Source organism: Mameliella sp. CS4 (genome assembly GCF_019392335.1).
Lineage (GTDB): Bacteria > Pseudomonadota > Alphaproteobacteria > Rhodobacterales > Rhodobacteraceae > Antarctobacter.
The window spans coordinates 45045-63238 of sequence record NZ_JAHXRQ010000006.1 but is presented as its reverse complement, the minus strand read 5'-3'; the positions used below and the strand labels follow the sequence as shown (position 1 = coordinate 63238).

General features: G+C 66.8%; 15 protein-coding genes and 1 tRNA gene. 9 read left to right on the top strand and 7 right to left on the bottom strand.

All coding sequences use genetic code 11. The annotated features are described in order from the left end of the window. Nucleotides 1-10 precede the first annotated feature (10 nt). A complete protein-coding gene (locus KZZ07_RS09630; protein ID WP_219513800.1) occupies nt 11-1069 on the bottom strand; it encodes a quinone-dependent dihydroorotate dehydrogenase in 1059 nt (352 codons plus the stop codon). Beyond that, on the bottom strand, nt 1069-1407 hold the full coding sequence (locus KZZ07_RS09625; protein ID WP_219513798.1) for a DUF952 domain-containing protein: 339 nt from the start codon (nt 1405-1407) through the stop codon (nt 1069-1071). The genes KZZ07_RS09630 and KZZ07_RS09625 overlap by 1 nt, the downstream gene beginning before the upstream one ends. Nucleotides 1408-1599: 192 nt before the next feature. On the opposite strand from KZZ07_RS09625, the gene KZZ07_RS09620 reads away from it, so the two are divergent. Further along, on the top strand, nt 1600-3156 hold the full coding sequence (locus KZZ07_RS09620; RefSeq protein WP_219513796.1) for a bifunctional metallophosphatase/5'-nucleotidase: 1557 nt from the start codon (nt 1600-1602) through the stop codon (nt 3154-3156). Between the two features lie 57 nt (nt 3157-3213). Here KZZ07_RS09620 and KZZ07_RS09615 read toward each other — a convergent pair whose 3' ends face one another. Then, a complete protein-coding gene (locus KZZ07_RS09615) occupies nt 3214-3387 on the bottom strand; it encodes a hypothetical protein (protein WP_219513795.1) in 174 nt (57 codons plus the stop codon). 221 nt (nt 3388-3608) lie between these two features. On the opposite strand from KZZ07_RS09615, the gene KZZ07_RS09610 reads away from it, so the two are divergent. Beyond that, the gene (locus KZZ07_RS09610; protein ID WP_219513794.1) at nt 3609-4499 is read left to right on the top strand and encodes a LysR substrate-binding domain-containing protein; all 891 of its coding nucleotides are present in this window, start codon (nt 3609-3611) and stop codon (nt 4497-4499) included. Between the two features lie 15 nt (nt 4500-4514). Here the strand turns inward: KZZ07_RS09610 and KZZ07_RS09605 are convergent, their stop codons facing one another. The 3 genes from KZZ07_RS09605 to KZZ07_RS09595 all read right to left on the bottom strand — a co-directional run bounded on the left by KZZ07_RS09605 (nt 4515) and on the right by KZZ07_RS09595 (nt 8333). Continuing rightward, entirely contained in the window at nt 4515-6314 is a 1800-nt protein-coding gene (locus KZZ07_RS09605) for an ABC transporter transmembrane domain-containing protein (RefSeq protein WP_219513793.1), read from the bottom strand. Nucleotides 6315-6412: 98 nt separating this feature from the next. After that, nucleotides 6413-6486: transfer RNA gene (locus KZZ07_RS09600), tRNA-Gly, on the bottom strand. Nucleotides 6487-6560: 74 nt separating this feature from the next. Then, on the bottom strand, nt 6561-8333 hold the full coding sequence (locus tag KZZ07_RS09595; protein ID WP_219513792.1) for a SulP family inorganic anion transporter: 1773 nt from the start codon (nt 8331-8333) through the stop codon (nt 6561-6563). Between the two features lie 122 nt (nt 8334-8455). On the opposite strand from KZZ07_RS09595, the gene KZZ07_RS09590 reads away from it, so the two are divergent. From KZZ07_RS09590 to KZZ07_RS09560, 7 genes are all read left to right on the top strand, one after another. After that, nucleotides 8456-9376 (top strand): LysR family transcriptional regulator, encoded by a 921-nt coding sequence (locus KZZ07_RS09590; protein WP_219513791.1) that lies wholly within the window; start codon nt 8456-8458, stop codon nt 9374-9376. Between the two features lie 97 nt (nt 9377-9473). Next, nucleotides 9474-11147, top strand: a complete 1674-nt coding sequence (locus tag KZZ07_RS09585) for a sulfatase-like hydrolase/transferase (protein ID WP_219513789.1) — start codon at nt 9474-9476, stop codon at nt 11145-11147. Further along, on the top strand, nt 11137-13248 hold the full coding sequence (locus KZZ07_RS09580) for a TRAP transporter permease (RefSeq protein WP_219513787.1): 2112 nt from the start codon (nt 11137-11139) through the stop codon (nt 13246-13248). The genes KZZ07_RS09585 and KZZ07_RS09580 overlap by 11 nt, the downstream gene beginning before the upstream one ends. Before the next feature lie 35 nt (nt 13249-13283). After that, entirely contained in the window at nt 13284-14261 is a 978-nt protein-coding gene (locus tag KZZ07_RS09575; RefSeq protein ID WP_219513785.1) for a TAXI family TRAP transporter solute-binding subunit, read from the top strand. Between the two features lie 64 nt (nt 14262-14325). After that, complete coding sequence (locus KZZ07_RS09570) at nt 14326-14613, top strand: hypothetical protein (protein ID WP_219513784.1); 288 nt, start codon at nt 14326-14328, stop codon at nt 14611-14613. A gap of 124 nt (nt 14614-14737) precedes the next feature. Continuing rightward, the gene (locus KZZ07_RS09565) at nt 14738-15952 is read left to right on the top strand and encodes an acyl-CoA dehydrogenase family protein (RefSeq protein ID WP_219513783.1); all 1215 of its coding nucleotides are present in this window, start codon (nt 14738-14740) and stop codon (nt 15950-15952) included. Next, entirely contained in the window at nt 15949-16956 is a 1008-nt protein-coding gene (locus KZZ07_RS09560; protein ID WP_219513782.1) for a phosphotransferase family protein, read from the top strand. The genes KZZ07_RS09565 and KZZ07_RS09560 overlap by 4 nt, the downstream gene beginning before the upstream one ends. A gap of 4 nt (nt 16957-16960) precedes the next feature. Here the strand turns inward: KZZ07_RS09560 and KZZ07_RS09555 are convergent, their stop codons facing one another. After that, entirely contained in the window at nt 16961-18133 is a 1173-nt protein-coding gene (locus KZZ07_RS09555; RefSeq protein ID WP_255564262.1) for a GAK system CofD-like protein, read from the bottom strand. Between the last annotated feature and the right edge of the window lie 61 nt (nt 18134-18194).

Genomic DNA, 18194 nt, shown 5'->3' with positions numbered 1-18194 from the left:
ACCGCGGCCCTTACAGCCAGGCGGCGCGCCCGGTCCCCACGGCCTCGGCCACCGAGGCGAACCCATCGCGTTCCAGCAGACCGTCCAGCCCCTCGGCGATCTCCTGCACCAGGCTGAGACCGCCGTAGACCAGCGCGGTATAGAGTTGCACGACGCTCGCCCCGGCGCGGATCTTTTCGTAGGCCTGTTCGGCAGAGCCGACGCCACCGACCCCAACCAGGGGCAGCGCTCCCTCTGTCAGGTGCGAGAGGCGGGCCAGCACACGGGTCGAGCGATCGAACAGCGGCTGGCCCGAGAGGCCGCCCGCCTCCGACGCATGGGACGACCGCAGGCCTGCCCGCGACAGGGTGGTGTTCGTGGCGACGATCCCGGCAACGCCAGAGGCAAGTGCGACTTCGGCCACGTCCGCCAGTTCGGCGTCATCCAGATCCGGCGCGATCTTGAGGAAGACCGGCACCGGGCGGGCGAGATCGTCGCGCGCCTGCATGACGCCCGCCAGAAGCGCGGAGAGCGCCGCCTTGCCCTGCAGGTCGCGCAGTTTCTCGGTGTTTGGGGAGCTGACGTTGACGGTGGCGAAATCCACGTCGGCGCCGCAGTGGCTCAGCACGCGGGCGAAATCGCCGGCGCGGTCCTCGCTGTCCTTGTTGGCGCCCAGGTTGAGGCCCAGCACAAGATCGCGGGGGCGGGCCTTCAGCCGCGCGCCGATCGCCTCCATCCCGTCATTGTTGAAGCCGAACCGGTTGATCGCGGCGCGGTCTTCGGTCAGGCGGAAGAGGCGCGGGCGCGGGTTGCCGGGCTGGGGGCGGGGCGTCGCGGCGCCCACCTCGACAAAGCCGAACCCGGCGCGGGACAGGCCCTGCAGCGCGGTGGCGTTCTTGTCGAACCCGGCGGCCAGCCCGACGGGATTGGGCAGGGTGAGACCGGCCAGCGTACAGCGCAGCCGGTCCGAAGTTATGACGCCCGGAGAATGGGCCACCCCGGCCTGCAGCGCCTTGAGCGCGAGACCGTGGGCGGTTTCCGGGTCCAGCCGGTGCATGGCGGCCAGGCCAAGCCGTTCCAGCGGGGTCATCAGACCATCTCCTCGGGAAAGAGGTGACCATCGGGGCCCAGCGGCAGCGGTTTGTGCCAGAGCACGTCGGACAGGCGCAGGGGCGCGTAGAGATGGGGGAAAAGCGCATCCCCGCGCGAAACCTCCCATTTCAGAGCCTCACCGAGGCTGTCGGCCTCGAGCGCCAGCAGGACCAGGCCTTCCTCACCCGCGAAATGCTTGGCCGCGGTGCCGCGCGCCTGCTCTGCCGTGGAGAAATGCACATAGCCGTCGGCCACGTCGATGGGCGCACCGGCGGTTTCGCCCTGTGCCCGAAGCGCCGCCCATTCGTCGGCGCGGAGGATCTTGTATATCAGCATGGGCGCAGTGATGCCGCGCGCCCCGGCAAGGGTCAAGCGGCCAGTCGCGGATTGGCTGCGCGGCAATCCCCGACCGGGCGTCATGGGCCTGTCACCAGGTGCGGGCTACCCATACGTCAGGCTTTGACTCCGGCCCCGCGCCGGGGCAGGCTTTGGGCATTCAACAAAAAAACCTGACGGAGAGGTTTCCCCATGACGCGTACACTGATGAGTGGTGCCGCCGCGCTTGCCCTGATGGCAGGCAGCGCCGCCGCCGACTATTCCCTGACTATCCTGCATACCAATGATTTCCATGCCCGGTTCGAGCCGATCAGCAAGTACGATTCGGGCTGTTCGGCAGAGGACAACGCCGAGGGCAAATGCTTTGGCGGCTCGGCCCGCCTGATCACCGCGATCAACGAGGCCAAGGCGCGGACAAACAACCACATCCTGGTGGATGGCGGTGACCAGTTCCAGGGCACGCTGTTCTATACCTATTACAAGGGCAAGCTGGCCGCCGAGATGATGAATCTCATGGGCTACGACGCGATGACAGTGGGCAACCACGAATTCGACGATGGCCCCGAGGTGCTGCGCGGCTTCATGGATGCGGTGGAGTTCCCGGTGCTGATGTCCAACGCCGATGTTTCGGGCGAGCCGCTGCTGGCGGAGTCGCTGCTGAAATCCACGGTGATCGAACGCGGCGGCGAAAAGCTGGGCCTGATCGGGCTGACGCCGCAGGACACGGATGAGCTGGCCAGCCCGGGCGACAACATCATCTTTACCGATCCTTCGGACGCGGTGCAGGGCGAGGTGGACAAGCTGACCGAGATGGGCGTGAACAAGATCATCGTCCTGTCGCACTCGGGCTACGGCGTCGACCAGACCGTGGCGGCGAACACCAGTGGCGTCGACGTGATCGTCGGCGGCCATTCCAACACCCTGCTGGGCGACATGGACGGCGCGGCGGGCGCCTATCCGACCGTGGTGAACGGCGTTCAGATCGTGCAGGCCTATGCCTATGGCAAGTACCTGGGTGAGCTGAACGTGACCTTCGACGACGCGGGCGAGGTGATCTCTGCCTCGGGTGGGCCGCTGTTGATCGACGCGGGTGTGACCGAGGATGACGCCGTCAAGGCGCGTATCGCCGAAGCGGCCGAGCCGCTGGAAGAGGTCCGCAACAAGGTGGTGGCCGAGGCGGCCGAGGCCATCGAAGGCAACCGCGACGTCTGCCGGGCGATGGAATGCTCGATGGGCAACCTGGTGGCGGATGCCATGCTGGACCGGGTCAAGGATCAGGGCATCGACGTGGCTATCGCCAACAGCGGCGGCTTGCGCGCCTCGATCGACGCGGGTGAGGTGACGATGGGCGAGGTGCTGACCGTGCTGCCGTTCCAGAACACGCTGTCGACCTTCCAGATCACCGGCGCGACCCTGGTCGAGGCGCTGGAAAACGGTGTCAGCCAGATCGAGGAGGGCGCGGGCCGCTTCCCGCAGGTGGCGGGCATGACCTTCACCGTCGATCCCTCGGCAGAGCCGGGCAGCCGGGTGTCCGATGTCATGGTCGGCGGTGCGCCGGTCGAGATGGACAAGATCTATGGCGCGGTGTCGAACAACTACGTGCGTAACGGCGGCGACGGTTACGCGATGTTCAAGGACGCGCAGAATGCCTATGACTTTGGCCCCGACCTGGCCGATGTGACCGCCGAGTACCTGGCCAAGGAAGGGCCTTACCAGCCCTATACCGATGGGCGCATCACCATGAAATAAGTGACGCCGTTCGGCGTGGTTTCAGGGCCGTCCCCATCAGGGGGCGGCCCTGTTTCGTTACCGGGACGGTGTGTAGGTGATAATGACCTGCGGGGGCTGGTCCGGTGCTTGGCGGATCGTGACGCGCAGGCCGTCCCTGTGCCAGATGTTGGCCGCTCTCTCGGGCGCAAAGCCCGCGTCGGCCAGAAGGTGCGGGGCGGTTTGCGCGATACGGGCAAAGTCGCGGCGCATCTGTCGGTCTTGGCGCCACTGTGTAAGGTGCTGTGCAGCTTTCCTGATCCAGTTTGTGCCGTTCGTGGTCCGGGGAAGCGGGTGGAGGCGGGTCGCGGGCTGCATGTGTAGCCATTCCAATTGCAAGGTGTGCTTGCCCGGAGTCTGGCGCCCGGCGCGCTTGCACGCAAACCAGGCTTTCTCCTATCATGGATCAGGTAATCTGATCCAAGGTGGCGCCGATGCCGAAACTGCCCCCGCTCAACGCGCTTCGCGCATTCGAGGCTGCCGCCCGACATGAGGGGTTTATCGGTGCGGCGGAGGAACTGCATGTGACGCGGGGCGCCGTCAGCCGTCACGTCAAACTGCTGGAGGAGCATCTGGGGGTGCCGCTGTTCCGGCGCCACGCGCAGGGCGTCAGCCTCACCGAGGCGGGGCGGCGGCTGATGCCGGTCCTGACAGAGAGCTTTGCCCGCATCGCGCGCGAGGCGGATCGGATCGCCTCGGACGCCTTGGACCTGCATATCATCTGCCCGCCTGCCACCTCGATCCGCTGGCTGTTGCCGCGTCTGGACGGGTTCCGTGACCGTCATCCGGAGATCCGGGTGCGGCTGACCACGGATTTCCACTGCGACACGAAGTTTGACGGGCTGGAGTACGACCTTGGGTTCTCGATCGAGAACCAGCCGACCCGGGCGCCGAACATCGCGGTCCAGGGACTGTTCGATGTGCGCATGTCCCCGGCCTGCTCACCCGCCTACCTGGCCAGTCACCCGCTGGCGCGGCCCGAGGATCTGGCGCAGGCGGACCTGTTGCACGAGACACCACGGCACGGGGACTGGACCGATTGGCTGGCAACCTTTCCCGTCGCCGGGGTCGATCCGGCGCAGGGACATGATTTTGCGAACCTGGATCTGGCCACGCGGGCAGCGGTCATGGGGGCGGGCGTGGTCATGGCGGACATGGTGCTGTGCCGCGATGAGCTGGAGGCCGGGACGCTGGTGCTGCCCTTTCCCGAAATGGTCAGCGGCTCGCCACTGGGGGGAATCTGCCTGCTGGGCATGGCGGACAAGTGGGAGTTGCCCAAGGTGCGGGTGTTTCGTGACTGGGTGGCGGAGCAAGCGGCGGGGTAAACCCCGCCCTACAGGTTATTCCGCCGCCACGCCGTCGGTGAACTGCAGCCGCGCGAGGCGTGCGTAAAGCCCGCCCTCGGAGACCAGCGCATCATGGGTGCCGGTGGCGACCACGCGGCCCTCGTCCATGACGACGATGCGGTCGGCCTTTTTCACCGTGGCCAGGCGGTGCGCGACGATGATTGTCGTGCGCCCCTCGGCCAGCAGGTCGACGGCCTGCTGCACGGCGCGTTCGCTTTCCGCATCCAGCGCGCTGGTCGCCTCGTCCAGCAGCAGCACCGGCGCGTCGCGCAGGATGGCGCGGGCGATGGCGACGCGCTGTTTCTGGCCGCCGGAGAGCATCACGCCGCGTTCGCCCAGCCAGGTGTCATAGCCGTCCGGCAGGGCGGCGAGAAAGTCATGCGCCGCAGCGGCGCGGGCGGCGGCCTCGACCTCGACGTTGCTGGCCCCGGGGCGGCCAAAGCGGATGTTGTCACGGGCCGAGGCGGCAAAGATCACCGGGTCCTGCGGCACCAGCGCCAACTGGCGGCGGAAATCGTGCCGGGCCATGTCGGTCAGGGCCACGCCGTCCAGCAGGATGCGGCCCTCTGCCGGGTCGTAGAACCGTTGCAGCAACTGGATGATCGTCGTCTTGCCGGCGCCCGAGGGGCCGACCAGCGCCACGGTTTCGCCCGGCGCGATGGTCAGGTCCACCGCGTCCAGCGCCGAGACACCGGGGCGCGCGGGATAGGAGAAACTGACGTTGTCAAAGGTGATCTCTCCGCGCGCGGGATCGGGCGCGGGCAGGGGCGTGACCGGATCGCTGACCGTGTCCTCTGCCTGCAGCAGGTCGACCAGCCGTTCGGTGGCACCGGCGGCGCGCTGCAACTCGCCAAAGACCTCTGACAAGGCGCCCACGGCCCCGGCCACCATAACCGAGTAGATCACGAACTGTATCAGCGTGCCCGCGCTCATGCCCCCGGCGCGCACGTCCCAGGCGCCTATCCAGAGCACGCCGACGATGCCGGTGAAGACGAGGAAGATCACGATCATCGTCATGGCCGCGCGGGTGGTGATGCGTTTGCGCGCGGCGTCAAAGCTTTTCTCGGTCACGTCGGCGAAAGCGCCGCGCGACTGGGCCTCGTGGGTGTAGGCCTGCACCGTCTGCACCGCGCTCAGCGATTCCGAGGCATTGCCGGAGGAGGCGGCGATCCAGTCCTGGTTTTCGCGGCTGAGTTTGCGCACGCGGCGGCCCAGCACGAGGATCGGCACCACGATCACCGGCACGATCAGCAGGACAAGGCCGGTCAGCTTGGCCGAGGTGAACAGCATCAAGACCAGACCGCCAAGGAACAGCAGCGTGTTGCGCAGGGCGATGGAGATCGACGAGCCGATGACAGAGAGGATCAGCGTGGTGTCGGTGGTGATCCGGCTGAGCACCTCGCCGGTCATGATCTTTTCGTAAAAGGCGGGTGAAAGGCCGATGACCTTGTCGAAGACCGCCTTGCGGATGTCGGCGACCACACGTTCGCCCAGCCGCGTGACCAGCGCGTAGCGCAGCGCCGTGCCAACGGCCAGCAGCGCCGCGATCCCCAGCGCCGCGCCGAAATACTTGTCCAGCAGGGCGCCGTCCTCTGTGTTGAAATTGTCCACCACGCGGCGCACGGCCAGAGGCAGGATCAGAGAGATCGTCGCGGTGGCGGCCAGCGCCGCCAGCGCGGCCATCATCAGCACCCGGTAGGGCCGCATGAAGGGCCATAGCGCACGAAGAGACCCCAGCTTGCGAGACTTCTCGCGCTCCTGCTCGCCGGTGCCCGGCTTGGTCTTGGCCGCCATGAGGTCTCCTTCCGTGTCGCGCAGGGGGCGTTTTGCCATGCGAGGCGCGCGCGTCAAGCGCCGTCTTGACGCGGGGCGGGGTGCGAAAGGGGAAGGATTGGAGCGGGCGACGGGAATCGAACCCGTATCTCTTGCTTGGAAGGCAAGGGTCTTACCATTACACAACGCCCGCTCGGCGGGGGCCTTGGTATGCGATCATGCGCGGGGGGTCAAGATCGTGCCGGCATGGAAAAGCCCATCGCCCGGCTATTCCGCGACCTCCCCCGCGCGCGGGCATTCCGCAAAGATCCGGACCGGGCAGTTGGCGCAGACCTGGCGGTCGAGCAGCGGAAAGACCTCGGCGATGGCGTCGCGCTTGGACAGGTGGATGCGTTCGCGGGTCAGTGCCTTCATCACCTTGAAGCGCGCCAGTTTCGAGATCGTGCGCGGGGTCTTTGTCTGCAGGTGGAACGAGCCGCCGTAGCGGTGGCGGCGGGCGGCCTCCTCGATCAGCAGGTCGGCGCCGGGCATGTCGATCTCTCCGACGCCCTTGACGATGAAGATCATGTGCTTTTGCCCCGGGCGGTCGATCTCGAACCGGCGAAAGGCGCGGCGGACATGTTCGACCGAGCCGAAGTAGAGCGGCCCGTCGAGCCGGGAGATCAGCAGTTGCGGGCATTCCGCCAGGTTGCTTTCGGCGGCGTTCTTGAACATGCGGGTGGGGGTGTCGGGATCGGGGGCGCCGATTCCGACAAAGGGCCGGGAGGTCTTTTTCAGGAACAGCGCCAGCGACAGCAGAACCCCGGCGTAGATCGCGAATTCGAGGTCGATGAGCAGCGCCGCGCCGAAGGTGACGGCGGCGATGGCGGTTTCTTCGGGCGAGGTGCTCAGGATGTGGCGGATCTCGGCCAGGTTCACCAGCCGGATGGCGACCAGCAGGATCACGCCCGCCATCGCGGGGATGGGCACATAGGCGAACCAGGGCGCCACCAGCAGCAGGATCAGGAACAGGAACAGGGCCGCGAAGATCGACGACAGCGGCGTCTGCGCGCCGCTGTCATAGTTCACCCCCGACCGGGTGAAAGAGGCGGAGCCGGGGTAACAGCGAAACAGGCTGCCCGCGACGTTGGACAGGCCCTGCGCCACGAATTCGCGGTTGCCGTCGATGGTCTGGCCGGATTTCAGCGCGATGGCCCGCGCGACCGACATCGCCTCGAGCAGGCCGACAAGCGCGATGGCAAAGGCCGCGGACCCGTGGTCGCGGATGGTCTGCAGGGACAGGTCGGGCAGGGCGAACTCGGGGGTGACGCCCTCGACCGTGCCGATGGTGGCAAGGCCCGCGCGCTCTCCGCCCAGCAGGACACCCAGCAGCGTGGCGGCAAAGAGCGCGATCAGGTAGTTGGGCAGCGCCGGGTTCAGTTTCCGCACCCCCAGCCCGATGCCAAGGGCCGTGACCGCCACCAGCAGCGCGCGCCAGTCGGTGTCCGGCAGGTGTTCGGCCAGGGCAAGGGCGAATTCGCCCAGCGCCTCGGGGCGGGGTAACTCGATGCCCAGGGCCTTGTCGATCTGGCTGAGGGCGATCAGGATCGCGGCCCCGGTGACAAAGCCGGTCATCACCGAATGCGAAACGAAATCGACCAAGACGCCCATGCGGGCCAGCCCCAGGGCCAGCTGGATCACGCCGACGATCAACGCCAGTGTGATGGCAGCCGAGATGAACTCTGGCGATCCGGGTGCCAGGCTGCCCGCCAGCGCGCCGAAGACCAGCGCCGAGATGGCGGTGGTCGGCCCCGAGACCGCGTGCCAGCTGGACCCGGTGAGCGCGGCCACGACCGGCGTGACGATGGCGGTGTAAAAGCCGTATTCCGGCGGCAGCCCGGCGATGGCCGCAAAGGCCACCCCCTGCGGCAGTGCCAGTGTCGCCCCCGTCAGCCCGGCAAAGGCATCGGCGCGCAGGGTCGCGGGGGTGATCCGCGCTGTCCAGTCGGGGCGCAACGCGGTGAATGCCGTCGTGATGGCCCGTCCCGTCGCCGCTTTCATGCCGGCCCCTCCTGTCCGTCCTGCGAGGCGGCTAGCGGGAAATGGTACTGCGGACTAGTGATCGAAAATTTCAGGGTATAAGTTTTGGGAATAGGTTTTGGGTGCTTTGGGAGGAGGCCCGCATGATCAAGATCCAGCATATCGAGATGCTGCTGGCGGTCGAGCGCGCGGGCAGCATCCGCGCCGCGTCCAAGTTGCTGGGCAAGACCCAGCCCGCGGTGACCAAGGCGCTGCGCCAGGCCGAGGCGGAACTGGGCGCCGCGATCTTCAAGCGGGCACCCAGCGGGGTGGTCGTGACCGAGGACGGCAAGCCGATCCTGCGCCGGGCGCGGGTGATCCAGTCGGAACTGCGCAAGATGCAGGAAGAGGTGGACCAGCGGCGGGGGCTGGGCACCGGGCGGCTGAACGTGACCGTCTCGCCGCTGGCGGCGGCGCGGTTGATCAGCGGGACGTTGAAACGGTTCAAGCGGCGCTTTCCCAACGTGCACGTCCAGATCAGCGGCGGGCACGAACCGATCGCCTTCGGCCCCGTGCGCGACGGTGAGGTCGACCTGGTGATCGGCCCCGAACCGCAGGCGGCGGACGTGGCGGGGCTGAGCACGACCTTCCTGGTCGAGACGCCGATCGCGGTGATCACCGGGCACAATTCGCGCTGGCTGGGGGAAACACGGCTGTCGGAACTGGCCAAGGGGGACTGGCTGATGATCGGGACGCGCGCCCGGTTGCCCTACCTTCGGCGCCATTTCACCAAGCTGGGGCTGGAGCCGCCGGACCCCAAGATAACCTCGGATTCGATTTTCAGCGTGCTGTCGTTGATCGAGGATAGCGATTACCTGTGTACCTACCCGGGCCGCGTCCTGGAACAGACGGCCGCGCGCTGGCGCATTAGGGCGCTGGATCTTGACCCGCCGCTGATCTCGGCGCGGATCGCGATCATCACCTCGTCCGAACGCCCCCCGACACCGGCGCAGCAGTATTTCAGCGATTGCGTTCAGCAGGTGTCGGCCAATCTCTTCGGCCCCGGGGATGCCGAAAAGTTATAGCCATCAACATTCAGGCTCTCCCTGGCACGGTCCGGCCCCGGTAGAAAACCTTTGTCCGGGGTGTGCCTTTGTCCCCGGCAAGGGAGGAGAGGGCACGATGAATATCCTGTTCATCATGTATGACCAGCTGCGCTTTGATTATCTGAGCTGCGCCGGGCATCCGTATCTGCATACGCCCAACTTTGACCGCGTCGCGGCGCGTGGCGTGCGGTTCACCAATGCCTACGTGCAATCGCCGATCTGCGGCGCCTCGCGGATGAGCTTTTATACCGGGCGCTATGTCTCGTCCCACGGGGCGCAGTGGAACGGGTTTCCCCTGCGCGTGGGCGAGGTGACGCTGGGCGATCACCTGCGGGCGCTGGGCATGGACTGCTGGCTTTTGGGCAAGACCCACATGAAGGCGGATGCCAAGGGCATGGAGCGGCTGGGCCTTGCGCCCGACAGCCTGATCGGCGCGCGGCAGGCGGATTGCGGCTTCGACGCCTGGGCGCGGGATGACGGGCTTTGGGGAACGGGACCGGACGGGGACTATGACCAGAAACGCTCTCCCTACAACGAATACCTGAAGGCGCGGGGCTACGACGGCGACAACCCCTGGGCGGATTACGCGAATGCGGGGGTCGACGATGGTCAGATCGCCAGCGGCTGGATGTTCATGAACGCCGACAAGCCCGCCAATATCCGCGAAGAGGACAGCGAGACGCCCTGGCTGACCTCCGAGACGATCCGCTTTGTCGACCAGGCAAAGGGCCCGTGGTGTGCGCATGTGAGCTTTATCAAGCCGCACTGGCCCTACATCGTGCCCGCGCCCTATCACGACATGTATGGCCACAACCAGGTGCAGCCGCCGCTGCGCCACCCGGTCGAGCTGGACGATCCGCACCCGGTGCTGGGCGCCTATCACGACGCCCGCGTGGCGCAGGCGTTCCAGCGCGACGAGGTGCGCGAAAAGGTGATCCCGGCCTACATGGGGTTGATCAAGCAATGCGACGACCAGCTGGGCCGCCTGCTGGACCACCTGGAGGCGACGGGCCAGTTGGACGACACGATGATCGTCCTGACCTCGGACCACGGCGATTACCTGGGCGATCACTGGTTGGGGGAAAAGGACTTCTTCCACGAGGCCTCGGTCAAGATCCCGATGATCATCTGCGATCCGCGCGCCGAGGCGGACGCAACCCGCGGCACGACCTGCGATGCGCTGGTCGAGGGCATCGACCTGGCCGCGACATTCGTCGAGGCGGCGGGCGGTGCGGTGCCGGACCACATCATCGAGGGCCGGTCGCTGATGCCCTGGCTGCGCGGCGAGACACCCGGGGACTGGCGCGCGTTTGTCATCAGCGAATACGACTATTCCGTCACGCCACGGGCCGAGGCGCTGGGTGTCCAGCCCCGCGATGCGCGTATGATGATGGTCTTTGACGGGCGCTGGAAACTGATCCACTTCGAGGGCGGTTTCAGACCCATGCTGTTCGACCTGGAAAGTGACCCGAACGAGTTCACCGACCTGGGCGATGACCCCGCGCACCAGGCGCAGGTCGACCGACTGTACGACTACCTTGGTCAATGGGGCCGCCGCATGGCGCAGCGCGTCACCATGTCGGATGACGACGTGCGCGCGGCGCGCGGCCGGTCCATGCGGCGGGGTATCCTGCCTTTTCTGGCCGATGGCAGCGAGGTGCCGCCGGAGCTGACAGAGAAATACCGCGGCCCCGCCCGCCAGGTCCACGCAAAGTCACCTATGGCGAAGGAGGAGAGCCATGACGTCTGAAGTTGACACGTCCGCGCCGCCGAGAGGGGGCGCCCTGTTCGACAAGCACCTGGCCGACGTGATCGCCGTGGCCTTTGCACTGGTCATCGTTCTCTATTCCGCGTCCGGCCCGATCAGCGAATTCGTGCGCTGGGTCATCGAGACGACAACTCCGGCCTTCGACGAGATGAGCCGCCGCGACCAGCGGGTGTTCCTGCGCGAACACTGGCTGGGGGCCGCCTATCGCAGCTTTGAACAGTCGGTCCTGCTGCCGACGGGTCTGATCATCGGCCTGCCCATCGTGATGAGCTTTACCATCACCCTGCTGACGCTGCACCGCAAGCCGGGTCAGCGGATGTTCAACTGGGGGCTGACGCTATTGGCGATCGTCGCCTTCACCAGCTGGATCATTGCAATCTTTGCCTCGGACGCGGGCGCGCTGCCTGCGGCACGGCCCATCGACTATGTCATGTTCCCGCTGGCCACGGCGATCACGCTTTACCTGACATGGCGGCTGTTCGGCGGTTTCATCGTCGCCTTCTGCCTGTTCTGGGTGATCTATTTCTTTGTCAGGGGCTGGCTGCCCGAATGGACCGGCATCCTGGCCGGGTCGGAATCGACGATGGCGCAGAATCTGCGCCAGATGGTGCTGCAGTTCTGGGCTCAGACGGGGGGCATGTTCGGCCAGCCGATCCAGGTGGTGACAGGCAACGTGCTGATCTTTATCGTCTTTGGCGCCGTGCTTATGGCCTCGGGGGCGGGCGACCTGCTGATGAAGATCGCCAACCGGCTGACCGGCGGTCTTGTCGGGGGCGCGGCCCATGCCTCTGTCGCCTCGTCGGCGCTGTTCGGCACACTCAGCGGTGCGGCGATTTCCAACGTGGTGTCCACCGGCGTGATGACAATCCCGGTGATCCGCAAGGCCGGGTTCAAGCCCGCCTTCGCCGGCGCGGTCGAGGCCGCCGCCTCGACCGGCGGGCAGATCATGCCGCCGGTCATGGGGGTTGTCGCCTTTTTCGTCGCCGGGCAGATCGGGCTGGAGTACCGCTATATCGTGGTCGCCGCGATCCTGCCGGCGGCCTTCTATTACCTGGGCACCTTCCTTGCGGTCTACTTCGAGGCCCGCAAGCAGGGCGTCGGCGCGCTGCCCGCCTCGGCCCGGCCGAAACTGACGGGCAAGGAATGGGTGCAATGCCTTGTCTTCGTGCTGCCGCTGGGCACGCTGTCCTACTTCCTTTTTGCGCAGCCCTCGGTGCCCAAGGCCGGGTTCTACGGGCTGGTGGTCGCTGTGGTTTCTGCGGCCGTGCTGTTCCGCGAGTTCCGGTCCGCAAGCCGCATCTGGCACGCCTTTGTCGATGCGGGCCGCATGGCTGGGTCGATCGTGGTGATCGTGACCGCCATCGGGCTGATCGTCGGACTGATCCAGACCTCGGGCTTTTCCGGGCGGCTGTCGCAACTGCTGGCCGAGGTCGCGAATGGCCCCCTGCCGCTGGTCCTGATCGTGGTCGCCTTTGGTGCCATCGTGCTTGGTATGGGGCTGCCGCCTGGGGCGACCTATTTCATCATCGTGATCGCGCTGTCGTCTGGCATCGACACGGTTGGCATCGCGCCGCTGACGTTGCACCTGTTCGTGGTCTTCTTCGCCATGATGTCGACGGTGACGCCACCGGTCGCGCTGGCCGCCTTTGCCGCCGCGCCCATCGCCGGGGCCGACCCGATCAAGACCGGGTTCGAGGCGGCCAAGATCGCCCTGGCCGGCTTCCTGATCCCCTTTGTCTTCGTCTATCACCCCGCGGTCCTGTATAAACTGCAGGTGGTGTTCGAATGGTTCGGCGAGGACCCGGTCAGCTCGCGCGCGATGATCGACATCACCACGGTCACATGGGCCGAGTTCTTCTGGATCATCGCCGCCTTCACCTTGGCGATGTGGCTGATCGCCTCCGCGCTGGCGGGCTACGACCGGTCGCGTCTCGCGCCTCTGGAACGCCTGCTGCGCGTTGCACTGGGCGGTGCGATCCTGCTGCCGCAATTGACCCTGGCCGGTCCGGCGGCGGCGCTGGGGCTTGTGCTTCTCTTCTTCAGTTCGCGCCTGGCCGGTCGGCCCGGCGCGGCCGCTACATGACTTTCGACATTCGCACCGAACAGGGAGGAAATCCGATGCGACACCTGACACTAGCAGCCGCTGCTGCCCTGACCGTCTCTGCCACCGCCGGGCTTGCGCAGGACACGCTTAAAATGGCCACGATCGAACCCAGCCTGGGCCAGGCGATCACCATGGCGACATTTGCCAACGTGGTGAACGGCACGCTTTCCGACATCCAGATCGAGGTGGCCGGGGGCGGCGCTGCCACCCTTCACCAGATCGAGACCGCGCGCGGCAACCTGGACATGTTCATGACCTCGCCGACAATCTACAACTTCATGTCCAAAGGCACGGCGATGTATGCCAGCCAGCCCGACGCGGTCGAGGTTTCGAAAAACCTCGCCCTGCTGATGTGGTTCCCCTACGGCCAGTACCACTTTGCCGTGCGCGGCGACAGCGACATCGAGTATCTCGACGACATCGAGGGCGCGACCGTCTTCCTCGGCCCCGCGGGCGGCGGGGGCTACAATGCCGCCAAAGGCTGGATCGAGGCCACCACCGGGCTGGTCGCGGGCGAAGACTACGAGGCGATCACCGCCAACTGGTCGACCGGGTTCCAATCCTTCCTCGATGGCAAGATCGACATGTATGTGAACGGCTGTATCGACCCCTGCCAGCAGTTCATCCAGTTCACCGAGACCGAGAGCATCCGGTTCATCGGGCCCGAGGATCACACCGGCGAAGCGGTTGACAAGTTCCTGGGCAACTTCCGCTACCGGGCTGAAATCCCGGCGGGTCTCTATGGGAACCAGGTCAACGACGGGCCGGTCATGTCGAATGATACGCCGGTGGGCATCGGGGTGCGCGCCGATCTGGACGAGGAAACGGTTTACCAGGTGACAAAGGCCTTTTGGGACAACGTGGACAGCATCACATCGGATGCGCCCTGGGCCAAGGCGCTGAACATCGAGTTCGCGGTGCAGTCGATGGCCGGGATGCCGCTGCACTCGGGGGCAGAGCGCTACTACCGCGAGGTTGGCGCGCTGAAATGAGGGCAAGGGACCGGGGCGGATTTGCCCCGGCCCGCTGCTTGCCAGGACATTCTGGAGACCGGCCATGTTCATCCGCCGCACCACCTATCGCCTGACGCCCGGAACCGATCAGCCGGCGTTCGAGCGCGAGATGCGCGAAAGCGTCCGCCCGCATGAGATCGAGGGGCTGATAAGCACCGCGCATGTCCCCAACGACGACGGCAGCTGGACCGTCGTCGCGCTGTGGGAAACCAAGGTCGAGGCGATGGCCGCCGCGCCGCGGATCCGCGGCGAATGGGATCGCCGCGCCGCACAGCTGACGGCGCCACCTGTGGTCGAGACCGCCGGGGTCAGCTTCTGGGAAGGCGCCTGAGGGCCACCGCGCGACGCAACGTCGGGCGACTGCCGCTTGCCTCTGGCCCGTGCTCCTGCATGACTGTGACGGCGCCTGCCCCATCTGGGTGGCCGACCGGATACGCTTGTGGAGGAGCCTTGCCATGAATTTCAGCATCTCGCCGGAGCTGGAGGAGCTGCGCCGCCGCGTTGCGCGGTTTGTCGAGGACAGGTTGCTGCCGCTGGAGGCGGATCGCGCCAATTACGACGATCACGAAAACATCGCGCTGGACGTGCTGGCGCGGGAACGCGCCGCGGCGCGCGAGGCGGGGCTGTGGTGCCTGCAGATGCCGCGCGCGCTGGGCGGCGGCGGGCTGGGCAAGGCCGGGATGGCCGTTGTCTACGAAGAGATGAACCGGTCGATCTTTGGCCCGGTGGTGTTCAATTCCGCGGCGCCGGACGATGGCAACATGATGGTGCTGGGCGCGCTGGGAACAGAGGCGCAGCGGGACCGCTGGCTGACGCCGATCATGTCGGGCGCGGTGCGGTCGGCCTTTGCCATGACGGAACCGCATCCCGGCGGCGGCTCGGATCCCGGCATGATGCAGACATGGGCCGAGAAACGTGGCGACCGTTATGTCGTCACCGGGCGCAAGTGGTTCATCACCGGCGCGGCGGAGGCGGCGCATTTCATCCTGGTGGCGCGCACATCCGAGGATGACCGGCGCGGGCACACGGCCTTCCTGTTCCATCGCGACGATCCCGGCTGGCGGATCGACCGCCGCATCCCGATCATGGGGCCGGAAGAACATGGCGGGCACTGTGAACTGGTCTTTGACGGGCTGGAGATCCCGGCGGAAAACGTGCTGCTGGAAGAGGGGCGCGGCATGAAGGTCACGCAGACACGGCTTGGCCCCGCGCGGCTGACCCATTGCATGCGCTGGCTGGGGCTTGCCAAACGCTGCATGGAGATCGCGACGGACTATGCCGAGCAGCGTGAGGGGTTCGGCCAGCGGCTGATCGAGCGCGAAAGCGTGGCGCAGATGCTGGGAGACATCGCCATGCGGATCGAGGTGGGCCGCCTGCTGGTGATGAAGGCCGCGCAAGAGATCGACCGGGGCGGCTTTGCGCGCAAGGAAATCTCGATGGCCAAGATCCAGGTGGCAAACGTGCTGCATGATGCCGCCGACGTGGCGATCCAGATCAACGGCGCACGCGGCTATTCCAAGGACACGGTGCTGGAATGGATCTATCGCTATGCCCGGCAGGCGCGGCTGGTCGATGGCGCGGACGAGGTGCACCGCATGGTCCTGAGCCGCGAGTTGCGCGACGCGGGCCGCGATTTCTGGCGCTGGGACGTCGCCGGGGAGGCGGAATGAGCGCAACGGATTTCGACCCCGCCCGCCTGCAGGCGGTGCTGGACGACCACCTGGGCGCGGCGCCGGTCACGGACCTGACGCGCATTTCGGGCGGGCAGTCGAACCCGACCTATTTCGTCACTCACGGCGGGCGCCGGATGGTGCTGCGCAAGCAGCCCAACGGCGAGATCCTGAAAGGCGCCCATGCCATCGACCGTGAGTACCGCGTCATGCAGGCACTGGGGCCTGCCGGTGTTCCGGTGCCGCAGGTGGTGCTGTTCCACGATGACGCTTCGGCGCTGGGCACGCCCTTTTACCTGATGGAACGGCTGGAGGGCCGGGTGTTCGAGGATTGCAGCCTGCCGGAGGTGGAGCCGGCCGAGCGGCGGCAGATCTACCTGGGCATGGCGGATGCGCTGGCAAAGCTGCATTCGGTCGATCCCGAGGCGATCGGGCTGGGCGATTACGGCAAACCGGGCAACTACTTTGCCCGGCAGGTCGGGCGCTGGACGAAACAATTGCACGGCTCCACCGGCGAGCCCATCCCGGAGTTGCACCGCCTGTCGGACTGGCTGAACGCCAACCTGCCCGAGGACGACGGCCAGAGCCGGATCGCGCATGGCGATTTCCGGCTGGGCAACCTGATGTTCCACCCGGCAGAGCCGCGCGTGATCGCCATCCTCGACTGGGAGCTGTCGACTTTGGGGCATCCGCTGGCCGACCTGGGCTATTGCTGCATGACCTGGCACACCACGCCACAGGAATACGGCGGCATCCGGGGGCTGGATCTGGCGGCGCTGAACATCCCCACCAAGAAAGAGTTCGTGGCCCGCTACGAGGGGCAGTCGCCCTCCGGCAAGCTGACGGATTTCCACGTCATCTTTTCGCTGTTCCGGTTCGGCGTGATCTTTGTGGGCATCGCCGACCGTGCCCGCGCGGGCACGGCGGCGGGCAGCAACGCCGATCAACTGGCCCCGCTGGCGCAGGCGCTGGGTCGGCGGGGGCTGGAACTGTTGCCCGGCTAGCGATTTAGTCCAGCGAAACCAGCAGGCGGGCCACGCCGTCCTCGTCATAGCGGGCCGCCGCCGAGGCGCCCCGTGGCAGGCGGTGGCAGGGGATGCCGTGGCGGGTGGTTACGGCCCGGCAGTCCGCCTCGGGCCAGCTTTCGTCGCAGATCACATGGGTCATCAGCGCAGTCGGCGGCGTATCCGCCCCCGCGTCACGTCGGAGCGGGGCAAGGATCGCCGCCACCTGGTCGGCCAGGTCGTGGCCCAGCGCCTCGGGGTCGGTGCCGAGGCTGGGCAGATAGACCTTTGGCACCCGGCGCGCGGCGACGGCCCGGCCCACGCCCGCGGGCAGCAGGTTGGCCACGACGCTGGAATAGAGACTGCCGGGGGGATAGCAGATCACGTCCGCCTGCTCGATCAGCTTGCGGTTCCGCTTGGGCAGGGGCACCTGGGCCGGGTCCAGGTCGGTCTGCCCGTCGCTGAGAAAGCAATGGGTGATCCGTGCATCGACCGGGGCAACCTCCTTGCCGCTGATCCGGCGCTGTCCGATGATGCGCCGCCCGTCCGCCAGATCGACACCCAGGTGCAGGTTTTCGTCGACGATGGCGCGGACGGTGCCGCGCACGTCCACCATCTTGGACATCAGGAACAGCACCGGTTCCAGCGCGCGGCCGTTGCCAAGATAGCCGCCGGCCAGGATCAGGTTGCCGATGCTGGCGTTGCGATAGTCGAAATCCGCCGGCACTTGGTCGCGAAAGCGGTTCAGCTGGATGCGGATCAGCTGGCGCATCGGCTTGGCGATGGCGGTGATCAGCGGATGTTTGCCCTGCACCAACCGCGCGACCTCGGCCCGCAGCTCTTCTTGCGGGGCGTCCTTGGGCAGGCGGTGGCTGAACAGCGCGTAGACATCCGGCTGGCCCAGCACGGATTCGTCCGCCAGTGCCATCAGGCGCGAGCGCAGGTCGCCCACTGCGGGCATGTCGAAGGCCCGGCGCAGCACCTGCGAACTGCCGCCACTGTCGAAGGGCGTGATCAGGTGCATCGAGTTGAAGGTATAGCGTTTCAGGCGCCGCGAAATGCCGTTCAGCGCGCTGCCGCCGCTGAAGAACAGGATGCGCGGGCCTAGGTGCGGCGCGCTTTCCGCGCGGGCGACGCGCAGGTCGTCGGGCAGGCGGGCTTCTCGTTCGACGTTCATCGCGGTCATTTCCCGTCAGTCTCTCTGATTCCGCCCGATTCCGGCTTTGCATCCACGCCAC